The organism is Actinoallomurus acaciae, from assembly GCF_042429965.1.
Classification (GTDB): Bacteria; Actinomycetota; Actinomycetes; order Streptosporangiales; family Streptosporangiaceae; genus Actinoallomurus; species Actinoallomurus acaciae.
On sequence record NZ_JBHLZP010000020.1, the window covers coordinates 19,644 to 35,032 of the forward strand.

The window sequence follows — 15,389 nt, forward strand, 5'->3', positions numbered from 1 at the left end:
CTCCGATACGAGTTACCGTACTCGGTGGCGATGAGGCTCGCCATCAACCGCGTCGTCGTGGCGCTGATGGCCTCTAGGAGTTTATGGAGGCCGCCTTGCGCGCTTACGACGTCGTCGAAGTAAGTCAATTGCGCGGGCCGCTAGAAGCATCCAAACCGTGCCCGGCCCTTCTGCGGGGAATGCGCCGCTGCTGGGGACTGTGCCCTGGGCCAAGAATTGCCTTCCCACGCGCTTCAGGTACTGACCGCACCTGCAACTTGTCAACGCCTGCGTGCGCTTCTCCGCGATGGCCGAGCGAAGCCACGGCATCTGGGCGCGACAACACTCGGCTCGGCTCGTCTCGCCGAGTCGGCCGACATTGCATGAATACCCGATTGCAGTGACGACGGGGGTTAATAAGGGGAGTCCGCACGCAACCGAAGAAGGAGAGATGGCATGGCCACCACGAACGGCCCTTCGGCAGGACAATCCAACGATGAACCGACACTGAACCCTCGCCCTGGGATGGCCGATCCCGGCGCATGGGCGGTCACCGCGTTCGCGACGACCTCGTTCATGCTCGGCATGTACAACGCCGGGCTGCTCGATGCCAAAGGAGCTTCGATCGTCCTTCCGGTCGCGTTCTTCTTCGGCGGGCTTATTCAGATACTGGTCGCCGTACTCGAAATTACCCGCGGCAATCTCTTCGGCGCGGTCGTCTTCGGCTCATATGGCCCGTTCTGGGTCATCTACGGGGCGATCCAGACCCTGTTCTCTCATGACATTCCAGCGGCCAACCTGGATTCGGCGCTGAGTCTTTTCCTGGCGATGTTCGCGGTACTGTCCTTCTTCTTCCTCATCGCATCACTCCGCACCGACGCGGTGCTGGTCGCCATCATCGCGCTGATCTTCATCGGGCTCGTACTTTTGGCGATCGGTATCGGCGGTGGCTACACGGGAGCGACAAAGGCCGGTGGCTGGGTGACGCTGGTCTTCGCGGTCCTGGCCTGGTACCACGCTGCGGCCGACATCATCGCCAGCACGTTCGGCAGGACGGTGCTCCCCGTCATGCCCCTCAAGCCGAAGCCGGGGTCGTAGACCCCGGCGGCGAGCGGCCGTCGACGCGCGTCAGGATCGCGGTGGGGCGCCGAAGACCTGTTGGTAGAGGTCTGCACCGAAGCTGGTGGGCAGTGGTTGACCGACCTGGAGGCGGAACGTGCGGGTTCCGTCGGCTTCGCGCCCGGCACGGAGGAACAGCGCGTCGTCGGTGTGCTCGCGGTGGAGGCCGTCGGCGAGGTCGTACAGGTGGGTGACGATGAGGACCTTGATGTCGCAGTCCAAGAGCGCGTGGACGACCTGGCGGGCGATCTGGGAGCCTTCGCGTTCGTTGGTGGCGGCGAAGGACTCGTTGAACAGCACGATGCTGCCAGGGCCGGCCTGGTCGGCGATGGCGCTGATGCGGGCGAGTTCCTCGTCCAGCTTCCCGCTTTCCATCTCGGCGTCTTCTTCGCGGCGGTAGTGAGTGAACAGACGATGGCTTACGTCGGCGGTGAAGGAGGTGGCCGAGACGAACATGCCGGCCTGCATCATCAACTGGGCCAGGCCAGCGCTGCGCAGGAAAGTCGACTTGCCGCCCTCGTTCGCCCCAGTGATCACTATCAGCGGCACTCCGTCGGCGTCGACGTCGTTGCCCGCGACCCGCTCGTCGCGGCGCAGGCTCAGGCAGGTGTCGTACAGGCCGCGGCAGGTCAGGACCGGGCGGCCCGCGGGCAGCGGTGCCGGAAAGCACAGCGGCTCGCCCTTGCCGCTCAGCCGGGCCTGTAGGTTGAGGCAGCCGACGTAGAAGGCCAGTTCGCGGCAGAGCATGGTGAAGAAGCTGAGGATGTGGTCCGAGGACCGGGCCAGCGCGTCCGCGGCGAGGTTGATGCCCCGCGCCCGTATCTCGGCCAGTGCCCGCCCGCCGGCCTCGTCGCGGTCGGGTATGCGATAGGTGAACGAGGGGTTGCGGTCGCCGGTCAGGCGAACCCGCCAGCCGGGCTTGGGGTGTGGGCGGCGCAGGATGTAACCGGTGTTCTTGCAGCCGGTGCCGAGTTCGATGCTGACCAGGACGCCGTTCTTGAACTTCAGGCGGCGCAGGTGGTCCTCGATGGTGGCGAAGTAGGCGTCGTCGAGTTCGGCCCGTAGCATCCGGAAGAACCGGGTCAGCCCCGGTGAGTGGACGTCGGCGGCGTGGTCGTCGGCGATCGTGCGCAGCTTGCGCAACTGCCCGAGGAACAGGTCCATCGCCTGGACCGAGCGGTACATGATCGAGTCCGGGCTACGCAGGAAGCCGGGCCAGATACGGCGTTCACCGGCGATGGTCTCGGCGGCGAGGTTGTAGATCTCGATCAGTACGTCGCGGTGGTCGAGCCAGTCGCGCAGGATCTGCTGCCGGTAGATGATGGTGCCGGGCTCGCCGAGAGAGTTCAGCAGGGCGTGTCCGGCCACGTCACGGACGAGGGCGTCGTCGCCGGCCATGGCGTCCAGCAGCGTGTCCAGGCCGAGGTCCCGGACCAGGTCCGGGTCTTCGAGTCCCGTCTTCCAGTCGACGTCGCGGTCGGGATGGAGCAGGAACGCCTTCACGACGCGAGCCTCCCCTCGGCGCGTGCGTTGATCCGTTCTATGAGGCGGTCGTAGGTGATGCCGTACTTGTCGGCGATGGCCATGGCGTACGAGAGCCCGTCCGCAGGTCTGCGGACGATGCGGTAGGTGCGTAGAGCCGGGTTGCCGGGCACGGCCGCGGCGACCATGCTCACCGTCGAGGGCCCGAGCGCGGCGAACTCGTCGACGAAGGTGACGCACACGCACAGCAGATCCAGCGCGATGATCTTTTCCAGTACCCGTGTGCCGAGCGTGACGGCATCGTGGAGCGTGGTGGAGGTGAAGACCTCGTTCATGATGACGATGCTCGCGTCGGTGGCCCGCTCGAGGATGTCGTGGACACGGACCAGGTCGTCGTGCAGTTTGCCGGACAGGTCGGCGAGGTTCTCGCCCCGTTCGAAATGGGTGAACAGCTGGTCGCACAGGGACAGGCGGGCCTGGCGGCCCGGGACCGGGCAGCCGAGCGCGGCGAGATGGTGCAGTTGGCCGAAGGTGCGGGCGAACGTGGTCTTGCCGCCCTGGTTGGGCCCGGTCACCACGATGACGCGTTCCGGGCCGTCGAGGTGGAAGTCGTTGGTGATCACCTGGGTGCGTTCCTTGACGAGCTTGCCGGCCAGAGCCACGTCGAAGATCTCGCGGCCACCGATCCGTTTGGCGGCCCGTGACACCTCGGGATGGCAGAACGGCAGCCCGGCTGCCGCCAACCCGGCGATGAACGTCCGGTAGGCGAGGTAGAACTGCACCTCGCGGTCGAAGACCTCCACCGTTCGGTCCGGATACGTCCGATGTCGTTCGTAGAAGGTGTCGAGGGTCGCGAAGGCCTCCGGATACAGCAGGGCGACGCGGTCGAGGATGGCTTCCTCCACGTGGTTCATGTCCACGTAGTCGTGGTACGCGACGCGGTAGCTCTTCGTCTCGGCCTGCTTGAACTTCTCGAACGCCGCCAGCACCTCGGCGCCGTAGTCCGCCTCCCCCTCATAGCGGGTCACGGTCACCGATCCGTCGGTGATCTTCAGGCAGCAACGGACCGAGGCGAGCGCCTCGCGTACCCGTCGGATGTCGGCACGCAGCGTCTCGAACTCCCCGGACCGGGCGTAGCCGACCGCGTGGTCGCGGATCGACCGCAGGCCGCGCGAGACGAGGCGCCTCTCTTCCAGCGTGCGTGCCAGCACGGCAACGGCATCGCTGTAGATCTCGGCCGCGTCCAGGAACCAGCTCGCCCGCTGGTGCCGGTGCCGTAGTTTGCCGGCCTGGCCGAGCCGGCGGCGCATGTCCCGCATCTGTGCGGCGAACTCGTCGATTCCCGCCGACAGCGCCGCATCCTCCAGGTCGCCGAACACCTCGTGCCGGTACTCGACCGCCTCCACGCTGCTCAGCCGCGCGTGGAAGAACGGCGCCAGGTCGTACTCCTCGCGCCCGGCGGTGATCGAGGCGACGACCTGGTCGAGGTTGAGGTCGGGGAAGTAGTCCGGCTCGGGTGCCCGTCCCGCCGCGGACTGATCGTCAGGTCGGATGAACAGGACACTGGGGAAAGACACGGCGACTGCACCTCCCGGCTCGATACGGGCCGTGGACGGACGCGTCAGCGACCGACCACGTGTAGAGGCCATCGGCACGGGATGTGCGGTCAACGGCGAGCCTCATCGCCGGGCACTCTCATGATGCGCCCGATCGTGTGGCCCCGCCAAGTCATGAGCCTCGACTGCGAGCGAGATCACGGGGTGGCGCGGCAGGGAGCCGTGCTGCCACTTGTGCACCGCGGAGATCGCAGCTGACACTGGTGGATATGGGGGAAGGGTCTGCCGTGGTCGTGGTCCACCCGCCGGGCCCACGCGGACGGCTCGTGACCGTCGAGGGGCGGACGGCCGGCTACGCCCTGGATCGCGTCGACCTGCTGTGGCTGATCTGGGACGAGGGACTCGACCCGGAAGAAGTGCGGCTGGACGATCCGGACTGGGTCGAATGGCGAGAGGCCGGGCCGGATGTGTGGGGTCGTGGCGGCTCCGGTACGTGATGGCCGACGGAACATACATCCTGGAGGGCCCATGAAGAGAACCCACCGTCCTGCCATGGCCTCCGACCATGCGGCGCGCCTCGTCGCGATTCTGAAGCGTGCCGTGGACCTTCAGCCTGAGGCCGATCGGATCGTACGGGCCTGCTCCGCGCCCGGTGACGTCCCTCGCTCCATGCTCTCGGACGCCCAGCGGGTCACCTCCGTCTACGCCCGGCTCGGCGAGGAACTCGAGCCGCTCCGTAGTGATCCGGCCGTATCGGGGCTCGCCGTCCCCGCGCAGCAGTGCGTCGACCATCATCTCCTCCTGGTCGACGGGGCCGCGAACATGGCCCTGCCACCGCCGCCGTACCACCGCCGCACCGACCCGCGCGCTGCGGCCGAAGGCCTGGGCGAACCGGGACGACGCCTCCGCGAACTCCTGCAAGACGCGCGTCGGCTCGCCGGCGAATGAGGGCTCAGCCGCGCGGCACGACGAAATCGAGCAGCACCCCTGAGCGCGGGCGCAGCGACGCCCAGCCGTCCGGAACGGCGAGCATCGCGATCGCGCAGGTGGGGAACCTGGTCTGCGCCCGGGCCAATGCGTCACCGACCGCATCACCGGCCAGATACAGCGTCAGCGCCTGCACCATCGGCGCATGGCCGACGAGCAGCAACCTGGTGACCCGGTCGGGCACCTCTGCGATGGCATCCATCACGCGTTCGACGTCCGCGTCGTAGAGCCGGTCGTCATAGGTGACCAGGGGTGCGGGCTGCAAGGCGCCGGCCGTCAGCCGCCACGTCTCCCGCGCCCGGCGTGCCGTGGAGCACAGGACGTGATCCGGTATCGCCCCGTTGTCGCGGAGCCAGACCCCCGCCCGCGGCGCGTCCCGTCGGCCGCGGTCGGCCAGGGGGCGCTGGTGATCGGCGACGTCCGGCCAGGCGGACTTGGCGTGGCGGAGGATGGCCAGCGTCCGGACGGAATCGGCGACCACCTCAGCCTCGCGGGCCGCAGGTCCGATGATCCGCCGGCATGGCGGTGCCGACGGGGTCCTCCGCCTGCGGGACGTACCCGAGGATCTCGTCCCGCAGATTTCGCAGCCACTCGGCCTGCAGCCCCAGACCAGAACGCAGGTCGGCCGGTTCCCTGTGGCAGCCGATGGCCGCCTCGTGCAGGAAGAACTGATGGCACAGCAGCAACGTGTCCATCTCCCCGCGGAACCGCAGTAGCGGACCGGAGAGCGGTAGTGAGGCCAGTTCGCCGCGCAGCCGGTAGTAGCGGGCGAGAAGACGCCCGCACTCACGCGCGGAAGCGTCGGTCTCCGGGCCACCGCAACCCGCGATGGCCCGTTCGGCCGCCGACTGCAGCCGGACTCCCTCATGCGCGATCGCCAGCAGGTCGATGACCAGATCGCCGTAGCGCTGTGGCTCCACGCGACGACGTACGCGGTCGCGGTCCTCCGCGACTCGGATGCCCATGACCGTCCCCTCCTCCGGCACAGCCGTCCAGGAGAGGCCATCAGCGAGATCGCGTTTTCGGCGAGCCTCATCGCCCATCGCTCCACGAGCGACATACACCAGTTTACGCCCATTTGTTGCTCCGTCCTGGCGCTCAGGCGACAGCGGCGAATAAACTGAAGACAGGCGATGAGGCTCGCCCTGACCGCGCGAATATGACGCTGATGGCCTCTACTCCCAAACCTGTGGAGGCCGTTATGCGCGCAGATCACGATGCCACGCTCGTCAGGTTGCGCTGCTCTGCGATCGTCTTCCGGGGCGACGAGGTCCTGCTGCTCCACCGCGCCCGAGACGGTGGCGACTGGGTCCTCCCCGGAGGATGTCCCCGACCCGGCGAGGGGCTGGCCGCCTGCGCCCGGCGCGAGGTGCTGGAAGAGACGGGGATTCGCGCAGAGATCGACCGCGTCGCCTTCGCGCTGGAGGCGATCGACCCCGACGGCGCCGACCGCACCATTGAGATCGTCCTGTTGGCCGCCGACGTGCCCGCGGCAGCGGCGGTCGAGGCGACCGAAGCGGGACTCGAGCCCGGCTTCGTCCGCCTCGACGCCCTGCCCGAGCTGAACCTGCGGCCACCGATCGCCGGTCATCTGCGCGGCCTGCGGACACGCCTGCCCTTGACCGCGGCGTACCTGGGCAACCTGTGGCGGCCCCCGCGACGGCGCCATCGTCGAACAGCGGCGACCAGGAGGCTTCCGGCCGTGCCGGTCGGAACGTATTCGCCATATCGATCGGGACGAACATCGCAGTAGGCTGCGATGGCAGCACGGCGGAGGGGCCCGCCGTCGACCGCGGACACGCCGCCAACGGTCCCTACCCGATCCGGGTGGGAGGCCCCCATGCGTCCAAAGATCCCTGACTCCGCGCAACGGCCCGAAACGATCAGACTCGAGCACGCCGTGGGCTCCGTGGTGGGTCGCGTCCGCCCGAACAACGAGGACTCCGGGTACGCCGGCGCGCGACTGCTGGCCGTGGCCGACGGGATGGGCGGACATGTCGGTGGCGAGATCGCCAGCTCGACCGCGATCTCCAATCTCATCGCCGCCGACACCGAGGTTCCGGTCACCGCGCTCACCCGTACGCTGGGCGAAGCCGTACGCAGAGCGAACGAGGCGATCGCCCGGCGCATCGCCGAGGACGTGGCGCTGACCGGCATGGGCACGACGCTCACCGCGATGCTGTGGTCCGGCGCCCGCATGGCGCTCGCCCACATCGGAGACTGCCGCGCCTACCGGCTCCGCGACGGCCATCTCGAACCCCTTACCGAAGACCACACCCTTGAGGCGCTCCTTGCCGCCGAGCTCGGCCGCCCCGTCCGGCACGGCAACCGCCTGACACGCGTCCTCGACGGGAACATCGACCGGCGCCCGGACCTGAGCCTGCATCAGGCCATGCCGGGCGACCGCTACCTGCTGTGCTCCGACGGCCTCACCGGCCCGGTCGCTCCCGCCACGGTGTACGCGCTGCTGGCGACCGCGGAGAGTCCCGGTCACGCCGTCGCCCGGCTCATCGAGCAGGCCGACCAGGCCGGCGGACCCGACAACATCACCGTCGTCGTCGCCGATGCCATCGGCGGCGACGACACCGCCCGGCCGCCCCTGCCGTCCGCGCCGACCCTCGTCGGTGCGGCGCGGACGACCATCTGCCGAGGAAGGACGGAGTGATGCCGACAGTGCGTGAATCGCGGACCGGAAGACGTGTCAAGGTCCTACGGCACGGGCCCGCTCGGCCCTCATGCCATCACCGGCACATCGATCACCCTGGAAGCGACGAGGAGGTTGATCATGCAGGTCATCATGGGCCCCCGGAATGTGGTCGTCGGATTCGACGGGTCTCTCAACTCCACCGTGGCGCTGCGGCGGGCCGGTGCCGAAGCACGCGAGCGCCATGCCCGGCTCGAGGTCGTCCGCGTCATTCCCCGCGAAGACGGCCTGTGGCGGACTCTGACCGCGTGGCTGCGGCTGCGCGGCGAGGTGCAGCGGCTCGTGCCCCGCGCGCAACGCGTGACCACCCGTCTGCGGATCGCTCGCGGTGACACCGGCACGCAGCTCAGCCGCCTGGCCGAACGGGCGGATCTGCTCGTGGTCGGCGCCGGCCGAGAATCTCGGAACGGCGCTCCGCTCGCCGGTGCGACCGTGTCGGCTGTGCTGTGCTCCCCACCGTGCCGCGTGATCGTCTGTGAGGACGACACGGACGCCGAGGTCTGACCGCGTCGAGCCTGTTCAACACTGATGGGAGCCGAGAAAGGCTACGACCGGAACAGCGCCGCGCCGTCTCACGTACGCGCCGTCGTGTCCCTCGGGCGCAGGGGGTGGTCAGCCGGCCGGGATTCGTGCGCTGAGTGTGGTGCCGCCGCTCGCCGGGCTGGTGAAACGGATGGTGCCGCCGAGGGCCTCGACACGGTCGCGAAGGCCGATGAGCCCGGATCCGCGAGCCGGGTCGGCTCCGCCGACGCCGTCGTCGCGTACCGTCAGCCGTATCTCACCGTCGACCTCGGCGACCTCGACCCATACGCAGGAGGCCTGTGCGTGCTTGGCGGCGTTCGTCAGCGCCTCGGACACGACGTAGTACGCGGCCACCTCGGTGGGTTCGGGCAGCTTGCCGTCGATCCGCAGCTGGAGCTCGACCGGGATGGGGGAACGCCGGGCGAGCGTGGCGAGGGCCGGTCTCAGACCGCGCTTGGACAGGATCGGCGGATGGATGCCCCGCGATATCTCCCGCAGCTCTTCCACGACCTCGGTCACCTCGGTCGCCAGCCGGGACAGCTGTTCCCTGAGGTGCCCCTGGTCGGGCGGCACGTCGCTCTCGGCCATGCGCAGCTTGAGGCCGAGGGACACCAGGCGCTGCTGGGTTCCGTCGTGCAGGTCGCGTTCGATGCGGCGGCGGACGGCGTCGCCGGAGGTCACGATCCGGGCCCGTGAGGCCATCAGTTCGCCGCGGTTGCGCTCCAAGGAGACGGCCATGGTGTTGAAGGAGTGCTGGAGGTCGCCGATCTCGGCGTTACCGGTCTCGGGCATCCGTACGCTGAAGTCTCCGTCTGCGACCTTGACCGCCATGAGCGACGTACGGCGAACCGGCCGGACGACGCAACGCGTCAGGTAACCGCTGAACCCCGTGATCAATACGATCGAGGTCGCGATGCCGCCCAGGGCCACCAGGACGGCCCGGCTGGCGGCCTGGTCCGAACGGGCATCACGTTCGGCCGCGAGACCGTGTTCGAACCGGATGAAGTGGTCGAACTGCTCGCGGATCCCATCGACACGCCGTTTCCCCTCCCCCGTCGACGCCGTCCCGCTCATCTCGGTGATCGCGCCCTGCCTGGTGGCCTGCACCGCCGGTTCGGAGTACTCCCGGAGGTAGGACCGGCTGTCTCGGACGATCTTCGCCGCGCGTTCGGCCTGTTCGGGGTGGCGCTCGGCCGCGAGGCTGTCCAGCTGCGCGGCGTGCGTGTCGAAGCCGGCCCGCGCCGCCGTCCAGGGCTCGAGGTACGCCTCGTCCCGGGTGATCAGGAATCCGCGCTGGCCCGTCTCCAGGTCGATGACGAGCCTCTCCAGATCATGAGCGGCCGCGAGCACCCTCTCGGAGTTCCTGGCGATCATCGCCGTATCGCGCATGACGGTGATCGCCCCGGCGAGGAAGCCGAAGACACCGCCGATGAGCAACGCCAGCAGGGCACTCGCCAGCGCCACACGGGGGGTGAGCCCTCCCCGTATGCGCAACCTGCGCCTCAGGCCCCTTACCCTCATCGTGATCCCCTGACCGGCGCGCCTGCCGGTCATAATGGAAAATCCTTATATATATCACTCTACGTGCACGAAAGTGTGCGGCTCCCGGGATCGAGGCCCCGTACCGTACGACGCTCAGCACACGATCGCGACCGGGCAGGGTGCGTAGTGGGTCATGTACTGGCTCACCGATCCCAGTGGTCCGCGCATGTCGCCGAGCCCACGGCGCCCGACGACGAGCAGTGTCGCGGCCTCCGCCTCCGCCATGAGCGCTCGGCGAGGCGGTGCCGTGACGAAAGAGGTCCGCACCGGCACCTGGGGGTACGCCGCGCGCCGGGCGGCCACCGTCTCCTCGAACCGGGCGGACGCCCGTCTGTTCAGCTCCTCCAGGTCGGGAACGGCGGCGGCTTCGGCGCCCCCGAGGTCGAGCGAGCCGCAGACGGCATGCACGCCGACACCGCGCAGCGCCGCCTCCTCAAGGGCGAACGCCAGCGCCGCGCCGCTGGCCGCCGAGCCGTCCACGCCGACGGTGACCGGGCCGTCCTCGACCATGGACGTCTCGCGGACCACGACGAGCGGGCAGTGCGCGTGTGCCGCCAGCTGTGCCGCCACCGAGCCGACGAGCAGGCCGTCGAAGCCCTCATTACCGCGGTGCCCGACCACGAGCATCCCCGCCTGGCGCGAGAGCCCCAGCAGGGTTTCGGCGACCGGGCCGCGCACCGCGTTCGCCCTGGCGGTGAGGCCGGGCGCCATGCCTCGCGCGATGCTCGCGCCGCGCTCGGCCGTGTACTCGCTCATGAGACGGAACGTCTCCAGGATCTCCGGGGAAGGGGGCATCGCGGCCACCGGCCAATGCCATACGTGGCAGGCCGTGAGCGGCATTCCGCGCAGCGACGCCTCGCGGGCCGCCCAGCGGAGCGCGTACCTGCTCTCGTCCGAGCCGTCGTAGCCGACGAGCATCTCGACCCCGGGCATCGCGATCTCCTTCCGCCTCCCCCACATGCTTCGCGAACGAGAGCGCCCGCGGCAGGGGCGAAGGTCCCCCGGAGGCGCCGCTCACCGGCAGTGCCCCGCGGGCGATGCGACGCGCCCGCGGGCCTCACCCGGGCGGCGCGGGTTCCCGGTCGCCGCCACCCGCCAGGTACGGACGCAGCGTGTCGACCAGGCGGAAGAGGTCCAGCGGCATCGGGAAGATCAGAGTCGAGTTCCGCTCGGAGGCCACCTCCGCCATCGTGGACAGCACGCGTAGCTGCATGGCCGCCGGGTGTTCCTCCAGGACGACCGCGGCGCGCCCCAGAGTCTCGGCGGCCTCGAACTCGCCGTGGGCATGGATGACCTTGGCACGCCGGTCGCGTTCGGCCTCGGCCTGCCGGGCCATCGCCCGCCGCATCGTCTCCGGCAGCTCGACATGCTTGACCTCCACGAGCGTGACCTTCACCCCCCACGGGCTGGTGACGTCGTCGATGATCCGTTGGAGTCGCTGGTTGATCTCGTCCCGTTTGACCAGCAGTTCGTCGAGGTCGACCTGGCCGAGAATGGACCGCAGTGTGGTCTGGGCGATCTCCGACGTCGCCGTGATGTGGTTCTCCACGGCGACGACGGACCGGTTCGGGTCGACGACGTTGAAGTAGGCCACCGCGTTGACCCGTACGGTGACGTTGTCCTTCGTGATCACGTCCTGCGGTGGAATGGCCATGGTCACGGTGCGCAGCGAGACCCGGACCATGCGGTCGACGATCGGGATGATGAAGAACAGCCCCGGCCCCTTGGCGCCGATGATCCGCCCCAGGCGGAAGATCACCCCGCGTTCGTACTCCTTGACGATCCGCACGGCCGTCATGAGGACCAGCAGGACGACGACGACGGCGATCACGATTCCAGTCAGAGAATCGTTCATGGTCTCTCCTTCGGTAGTTCCTCCTCGGCCGGTTCGACGATCAGGGTGAGGTCCTCGACGGACACGACCCGTACGCGCCGGCCTTCGCTGAGGTCGTGGTGCGGGGCGCGTGCGTTCCACCAGGCCCCCTCGACGAACACCTGGCCGCTGTGGCCGGCGGCGTGGCGGACCACGCCTTCGGCGCCGATGAGGAACTCCCGCCCGGTCGCCGGTGTGGACCGGCGAGCCCGCCACGCGAGCCGGCCGGCCAGCAGCGCCCCGCCGCCGACGACGATCACCGTCGGCCAGAGCACCGCCGGGCTCACTCTGATCGAGCCTTCGAACAGGAACACACCCGACAGCAGCAGCGCGATCGCACCACCGGCGGCGAACACGCCGATCCCGGGTGTGAAGATCTCCGCGACGAACAGCGCGGCGGCGAGCCCGAGCAGGGCCAGACCCGCGACGTTGACCGGCAGCACGCTGAGCGAGAACAGGCCGAGGACCAGCAGCGCCGCGCCGATGACGCCGCCGAGGCCCATTCCGGGGCTGGCGAGCTCGTAGATGACGGCGAGCGTGCCGATCGACAGGAACAGGTAGGCCAGGTTCGGGTCGGCGAGTATCTGGAGGAACCTCCGCATGAGTCCCATGTCGTGCTCGACCAGCCGGGCCCCGGCCGTGTGCAGGATGACCACCTGGCCCCCGCCGACGGTCACCCGCCGGCCGTCGAGCTCGCGCAACAGCGCGCCGCGGTCCGGCGCGATCAGGTCGATCGCGTGGAGCCGCAGGGCCTCCTCGGCGGTGGCGGCGCGGCCCCTGCGCACGGTGTCCTCGGCGAAGGCGACGTTGCGGCCCCGCTGCGCGGCGATGCTGCGGATGTGGGCGACGGAGTCCTCCACGATCTTGCCTTCGGCCTGCTTCCCGTTCTGGATCGCCACCGGCGTCGCGGCGCCGATGGTGGTGCCCGGCGCCATCGCGGCCACGTTGGCGGCGAAGGTGATGAACGTCCCGGCCGAGGCCGCCCGGGAACCGGTGGGCGCCACGTAGACGACGACCGGCACACGGGCGCGCAGAAAGGAGGTGACGATCTCTCGGGTCGAGGTGAGCAGCCCGCCGGGGGTATCCAGCTCGACCAGGAACGCCCGATGGTTCTCGCGTTCCGCCCGCCGCACACCGTCCTTGAGGTGATCCGCGACGACAGGGGTGATCGCCCCCTCGACCCGGGTCGTCAAGATCGTGTCCGGCCGCGCGCCCGCCGCGGCCGGAAGGAGCGCGCTCCAGGCCACGGCCACCAGCCACACCACGACCGGCAGCCAGACCTGCGGCAGGAGTGTCCAGCGCGCAGCCATCGGGTCCCCCTCCCCGAACCACGGCTCGTATCTCCACTGTTCGTCGCGGGAAGGGCGATGACAAGCACACACAGATCACTTACCGTAGATGATCGGATACACTGTGTCACGATCATCTCGAGCATCGGGCGCCGCCGAAGGAGTCGGTCATCGGCAATCCGGAGACGAACAAGGCCACGCCGCCGCGGCGCCCCGGCCGCCGAGCGCCGGCGGGCGGCGCGTCGTCCCGATGACGGCGGGCGGGCATTCGGTGATCCTCGTCGCCGCGCTGGCCTCGATGGGCGTCCTCGCCGTACTCGCCCCGATCCTGGAGCGCTTCCTCGGGCGTAACGCCGGCTACGCGCTGTCCGCCGGTTTCGTCGGAGTGGCCGTCGTCCTCGGCTGGACGGCGCCGACGGCGCTGGCTGGCGGAGCCGTCACCGCGTCCTGGCCCTGGATACCCGACCTCGGCGTGTCCTTCACCCTGCGGCTGGACGGGCTGACGGCCCTGTTCTGCCTTCTCGTCCTCGGCGTCGGCGCGTTGATCATGGCGTACTGCCCGCGTTATCTGCCCGCGGGCGGCCCCCACGGCCTGGTCTACTTCCTGCTCACCCTGTTCGGCGGCGCGATGCTCGGCCTGGTGCTGTCCGGGGACCTGGTGCTGATGTTCGTGTTCTGGGAGCTGACCAGCATCATCTCCTTCTTCCTGATCGGTGCGCCCGGCGCCAGGTCGGTACGGGCGGCGGTGCGGGCCCTGCTGGTCACCGGGGCGGGAGGACTGGCGTTCCTGGTCGCGATCGTGCTGCTCGCGACCGTCACGGGGACCACTGACCTGACCGCGATCCTGGCCGCGCCGGGGCGCGTGCTGGGATCGCCCGTCGCGCCGGTCGTGGCGGCGCTGATCATCGTCGCGGCGTTCACCAAGTCGGCGCAGATACCGTTCCATTTCTGGCTGCCCGGGGCCATGGTGGCGATCACTCCGGTGAGCGCCTACCTGCACGCGGCCACGATGGTCAAGGCCGGTATCTACCTGCTGCTCCGTTTCTCCACGCTGTACGCGGGACGCCCCGGGTGGTCGCTCACGCTCACCGGCGTCGGCCTGCTCACGGCCGTGCTCGGCGCGGCGACGGCGTTGCGCGAGCACGATCTGAAGGCGCTGCTGGCCCATTCCACCGTCAGCCAGCTCGGCCTGCTGGTCGCCGCGATCGGGGTGGGCACGACGGCGGCGCTCGCGGCCGCCGTGCTGCACACGTTCGCGCACGCGCTGTTCAAGGCGACGCTGTTCATGCTGGTCGGCGTCATCGACCGGGAGGCGGGAAGCCGCGACATCAGGGAGCTGTCCGGGCTGATGCGGGTCATGCCGGTCACCGCCACGCTCACCGGCCTGGCCGGGATGTCGCTGGCCGGGATCCCCCCGATGATCGGTTTCGTCAGCAAGGAGTCGCTGTTCCAGGGGTTCGTGGGAGCCCGCGCGTTCCCCGGAGCCGGCGCGGTGTTCGGGACACTCGCGATCGCCGCGTCGGCGCTGACGTTCGCCTATGGCGTGCGGATCCTCTACGGCGCGTTCGCCGGGCCGACGCTCCAGCGGAGGCTGTACGAGCCGGCCTGGTCGTTCCTCGCCCCGGCGGGCGTCGCGGCCGTGGCCGGCGCCGTCCTCGGCCCCGCGGTCATCGTGTTGAACCCTCTCATGCGCCAGGCCATTCTGGACGTCGAGCCGTGGGGCAGGCCGCCGTACTTCGCGCTGTGGCACGGGTTCGGCCCCGAGTTGCTCATGACCGGCGTGACGATCATGTGCGGCACCGGGCTGTTCCTCGCCCGCGACCCGGTCGATCGCGTGTTGCGGCGCGTCCCTCCGCTGGGCGGGGCGATGCTCTTCGACCGCCTCTACCGGGGCACGCTCCGGTTCGGCGCCGTGGTCGGCCGCACGGCTCACCGCGACGCGACGCGCGTCTATCTGGCGCCGCCCGTGGCCGCGGTGGTGCTCCTGGGCGGCGTCGCGGCGCTCGGCGCTCATAGGAGACCGCTCGGCCCGCCGTCCGGCCCGATGGACTGGGTACTGCTGATCCTGCTGGCGGCGGTGGTCGCCGGGCTGCTGTGGACGCGATCGGTCCTGGGCGCCGTCGCGCTGCTCGGCCTGATCGGGCTGATCGTGACGACGTGGTTCATCCTCGCCGGCGCGCCCGACGTGGCGCTGACCCTGGTGCTGGTCGAGGTGCTGACGGCGATGGTCGCGGCGTTCGTGCTGCGCGGCCTGCCGCCGGGACTTCCCCGGCCGGACCGCTGCGGGAGGCGGGCCGCCGGTGCGTCGGCCGGGCTGGCCGGACTGGCCGGAGCCG

15 protein-coding genes and 4 riboswitches are annotated in these 15,389 nt (G+C 69.7%); of the genes, 7 read left to right on the forward strand and 8 right to left on the reverse strand.

The features are described 5' to 3' along the window. Nucleotides 1-17 precede the first annotated feature (17 nt). A riboswitch (Fluoride riboswitch) is annotated at nt 18-83 on the forward strand. Between the two features lie 352 nt (nt 84-435). Beyond that, a complete protein-coding gene (locus tag ACFFNX_RS04930; RefSeq protein WP_378195809.1) occupies nt 436-1,077 on the forward strand; it encodes an acetate uptake transporter in 642 nt (213 codons plus the stop codon). A gap of 30 nt (nt 1,078-1,107) precedes the next feature. On the opposite strand, the gene ACFFNX_RS04935 is transcribed toward ACFFNX_RS04930, so the two are convergent. Both ACFFNX_RS04935 and ACFFNX_RS04940 read right to left on the reverse strand, forming a co-directional pair. After that, nucleotides 1,108-2,601, reverse strand: coding sequence for a MutS-related protein (locus tag ACFFNX_RS04935; protein WP_378195812.1), 1,494 nt, complete (start codon nt 2,599-2,601; stop codon nt 1,108-1,110). After that, entirely contained in the window at nt 2,598-4,157 is a 1,560-nt protein-coding gene (locus tag ACFFNX_RS04940) for a MutS-related protein (RefSeq protein WP_378195815.1), read from the reverse strand. Before ACFFNX_RS04940 ends, ACFFNX_RS04935 begins: the two co-directional genes overlap by 4 nt. A gap of 55 nt (nt 4,158-4,212) precedes the next feature. Then, nucleotides 4,213-4,276, reverse strand: a riboswitch (Fluoride riboswitch). A gap of 129 nt (nt 4,277-4,405) precedes the next feature. On the opposite strand from ACFFNX_RS04940, the gene ACFFNX_RS04945 reads away from it, so the two are divergent. Then, entirely contained in the window at nt 4,406-4,633 is a 228-nt protein-coding gene (locus ACFFNX_RS04945; RefSeq protein ID WP_378195819.1) for a histidine phosphatase family protein, read from the forward strand. A 55-nt stretch (nt 4,634-4,688) separates the two neighbouring features. Beyond that, entirely contained in the window at nt 4,689-5,084 is a 396-nt protein-coding gene (locus ACFFNX_RS04950; protein ID WP_378195822.1) for a hypothetical protein, read from the forward strand. Nucleotides 5,085-5,088: 4 nt separating this feature from the next. Here ACFFNX_RS04950 and ACFFNX_RS04955 read toward each other — a convergent pair whose 3' ends face one another. Next, nucleotides 5,089-5,604 carry a SixA phosphatase family protein gene (locus ACFFNX_RS04955; RefSeq protein ID WP_378195825.1) on the reverse strand — a complete coding sequence of 172 codons (516 nt, stop codon included), beginning with the start codon at nt 5,602-5,604 and terminating at the stop codon, nt 5,089-5,091. A 1-nt stretch (nt 5,605) separates the two neighbouring features. Continuing rightward, complete coding sequence (locus ACFFNX_RS04960; RefSeq protein WP_378195828.1) at nt 5,606-6,088, reverse strand: hypothetical protein; 483 nt, start codon at nt 6,086-6,088, stop codon at nt 5,606-5,608. Nucleotides 6,089-6,112: 24 nt separating this feature from the next. Further along, nucleotides 6,113-6,172: riboswitch (Fluoride riboswitch) on the reverse strand. A 71-nt stretch (nt 6,173-6,243) separates the two neighbouring features. Continuing rightward, a riboswitch (Fluoride riboswitch) is annotated at nt 6,244-6,308 on the forward strand. A 16-nt stretch (nt 6,309-6,324) separates the two neighbouring features. Between ACFFNX_RS04960 and ACFFNX_RS04965 the strand changes: the two genes are divergently transcribed. The 3 genes from ACFFNX_RS04965 to ACFFNX_RS04975 all read left to right on the forward strand — a co-directional run bounded on the left by ACFFNX_RS04965 (nt 6,325) and on the right by ACFFNX_RS04975 (nt 8,331). Continuing rightward, a complete protein-coding gene (locus ACFFNX_RS04965) occupies nt 6,325-6,876 on the forward strand; it encodes an NUDIX domain-containing protein (protein ID WP_378195831.1) in 552 nt (183 codons plus the stop codon). 87 nt (nt 6,877-6,963) lie between these two features. Then, nucleotides 6,964-7,788 carry a PP2C family protein-serine/threonine phosphatase gene (locus ACFFNX_RS04970; RefSeq protein WP_378195834.1) on the forward strand — a complete coding sequence of 275 codons (825 nt, stop codon included), beginning with the start codon at nt 6,964-6,966 and terminating at the stop codon, nt 7,786-7,788. A gap of 120 nt (nt 7,789-7,908) precedes the next feature. Continuing rightward, complete coding sequence (locus tag ACFFNX_RS04975) at nt 7,909-8,331, forward strand: universal stress protein (protein WP_378195837.1); 423 nt, start codon at nt 7,909-7,911, stop codon at nt 8,329-8,331. Between the two features lie 108 nt (nt 8,332-8,439). On the opposite strand, the gene ACFFNX_RS04980 is transcribed toward ACFFNX_RS04975, so the two are convergent. The 4 genes from ACFFNX_RS04980 to ACFFNX_RS04995 form a co-directional block, all read right to left on the reverse strand. Beyond that, nucleotides 8,440-9,813, reverse strand: coding sequence for a CHASE3 domain-containing protein (locus ACFFNX_RS04980; RefSeq protein ID WP_378195840.1), 1,374 nt, complete (start codon nt 9,811-9,813; stop codon nt 8,440-8,442). 171 nt (nt 9,814-9,984) lie between these two features. Next, a complete protein-coding gene (locus ACFFNX_RS04985; protein ID WP_378195843.1) occupies nt 9,985-10,824 on the reverse strand; it encodes a universal stress protein in 840 nt (279 codons plus the stop codon). A 124-nt stretch (nt 10,825-10,948) separates the two neighbouring features. Beyond that, nucleotides 10,949-11,746 carry a slipin family protein gene (locus ACFFNX_RS04990; protein WP_378195846.1) on the reverse strand — a complete coding sequence of 266 codons (798 nt, stop codon included), beginning with the start codon at nt 11,744-11,746 and terminating at the stop codon, nt 10,949-10,951. Further along, nucleotides 11,743-13,074, reverse strand: coding sequence for an NfeD family protein (locus ACFFNX_RS04995; protein ID WP_378195849.1), 1,332 nt, complete (start codon nt 13,072-13,074; stop codon nt 11,743-11,745). The genes ACFFNX_RS04990 and ACFFNX_RS04995 overlap by 4 nt, the downstream gene beginning before the upstream one ends. Nucleotides 13,075-13,303: 229 nt before the next feature. On the opposite strand from ACFFNX_RS04995, the gene ACFFNX_RS05000 reads away from it, so the two are divergent. Then, the coding region (locus tag ACFFNX_RS05000) for a proton-conducting transporter transmembrane domain-containing protein (RefSeq protein WP_378195852.1) at nt 13,304-15,389 on the forward strand (2,086 nt) is incomplete at its 3' end.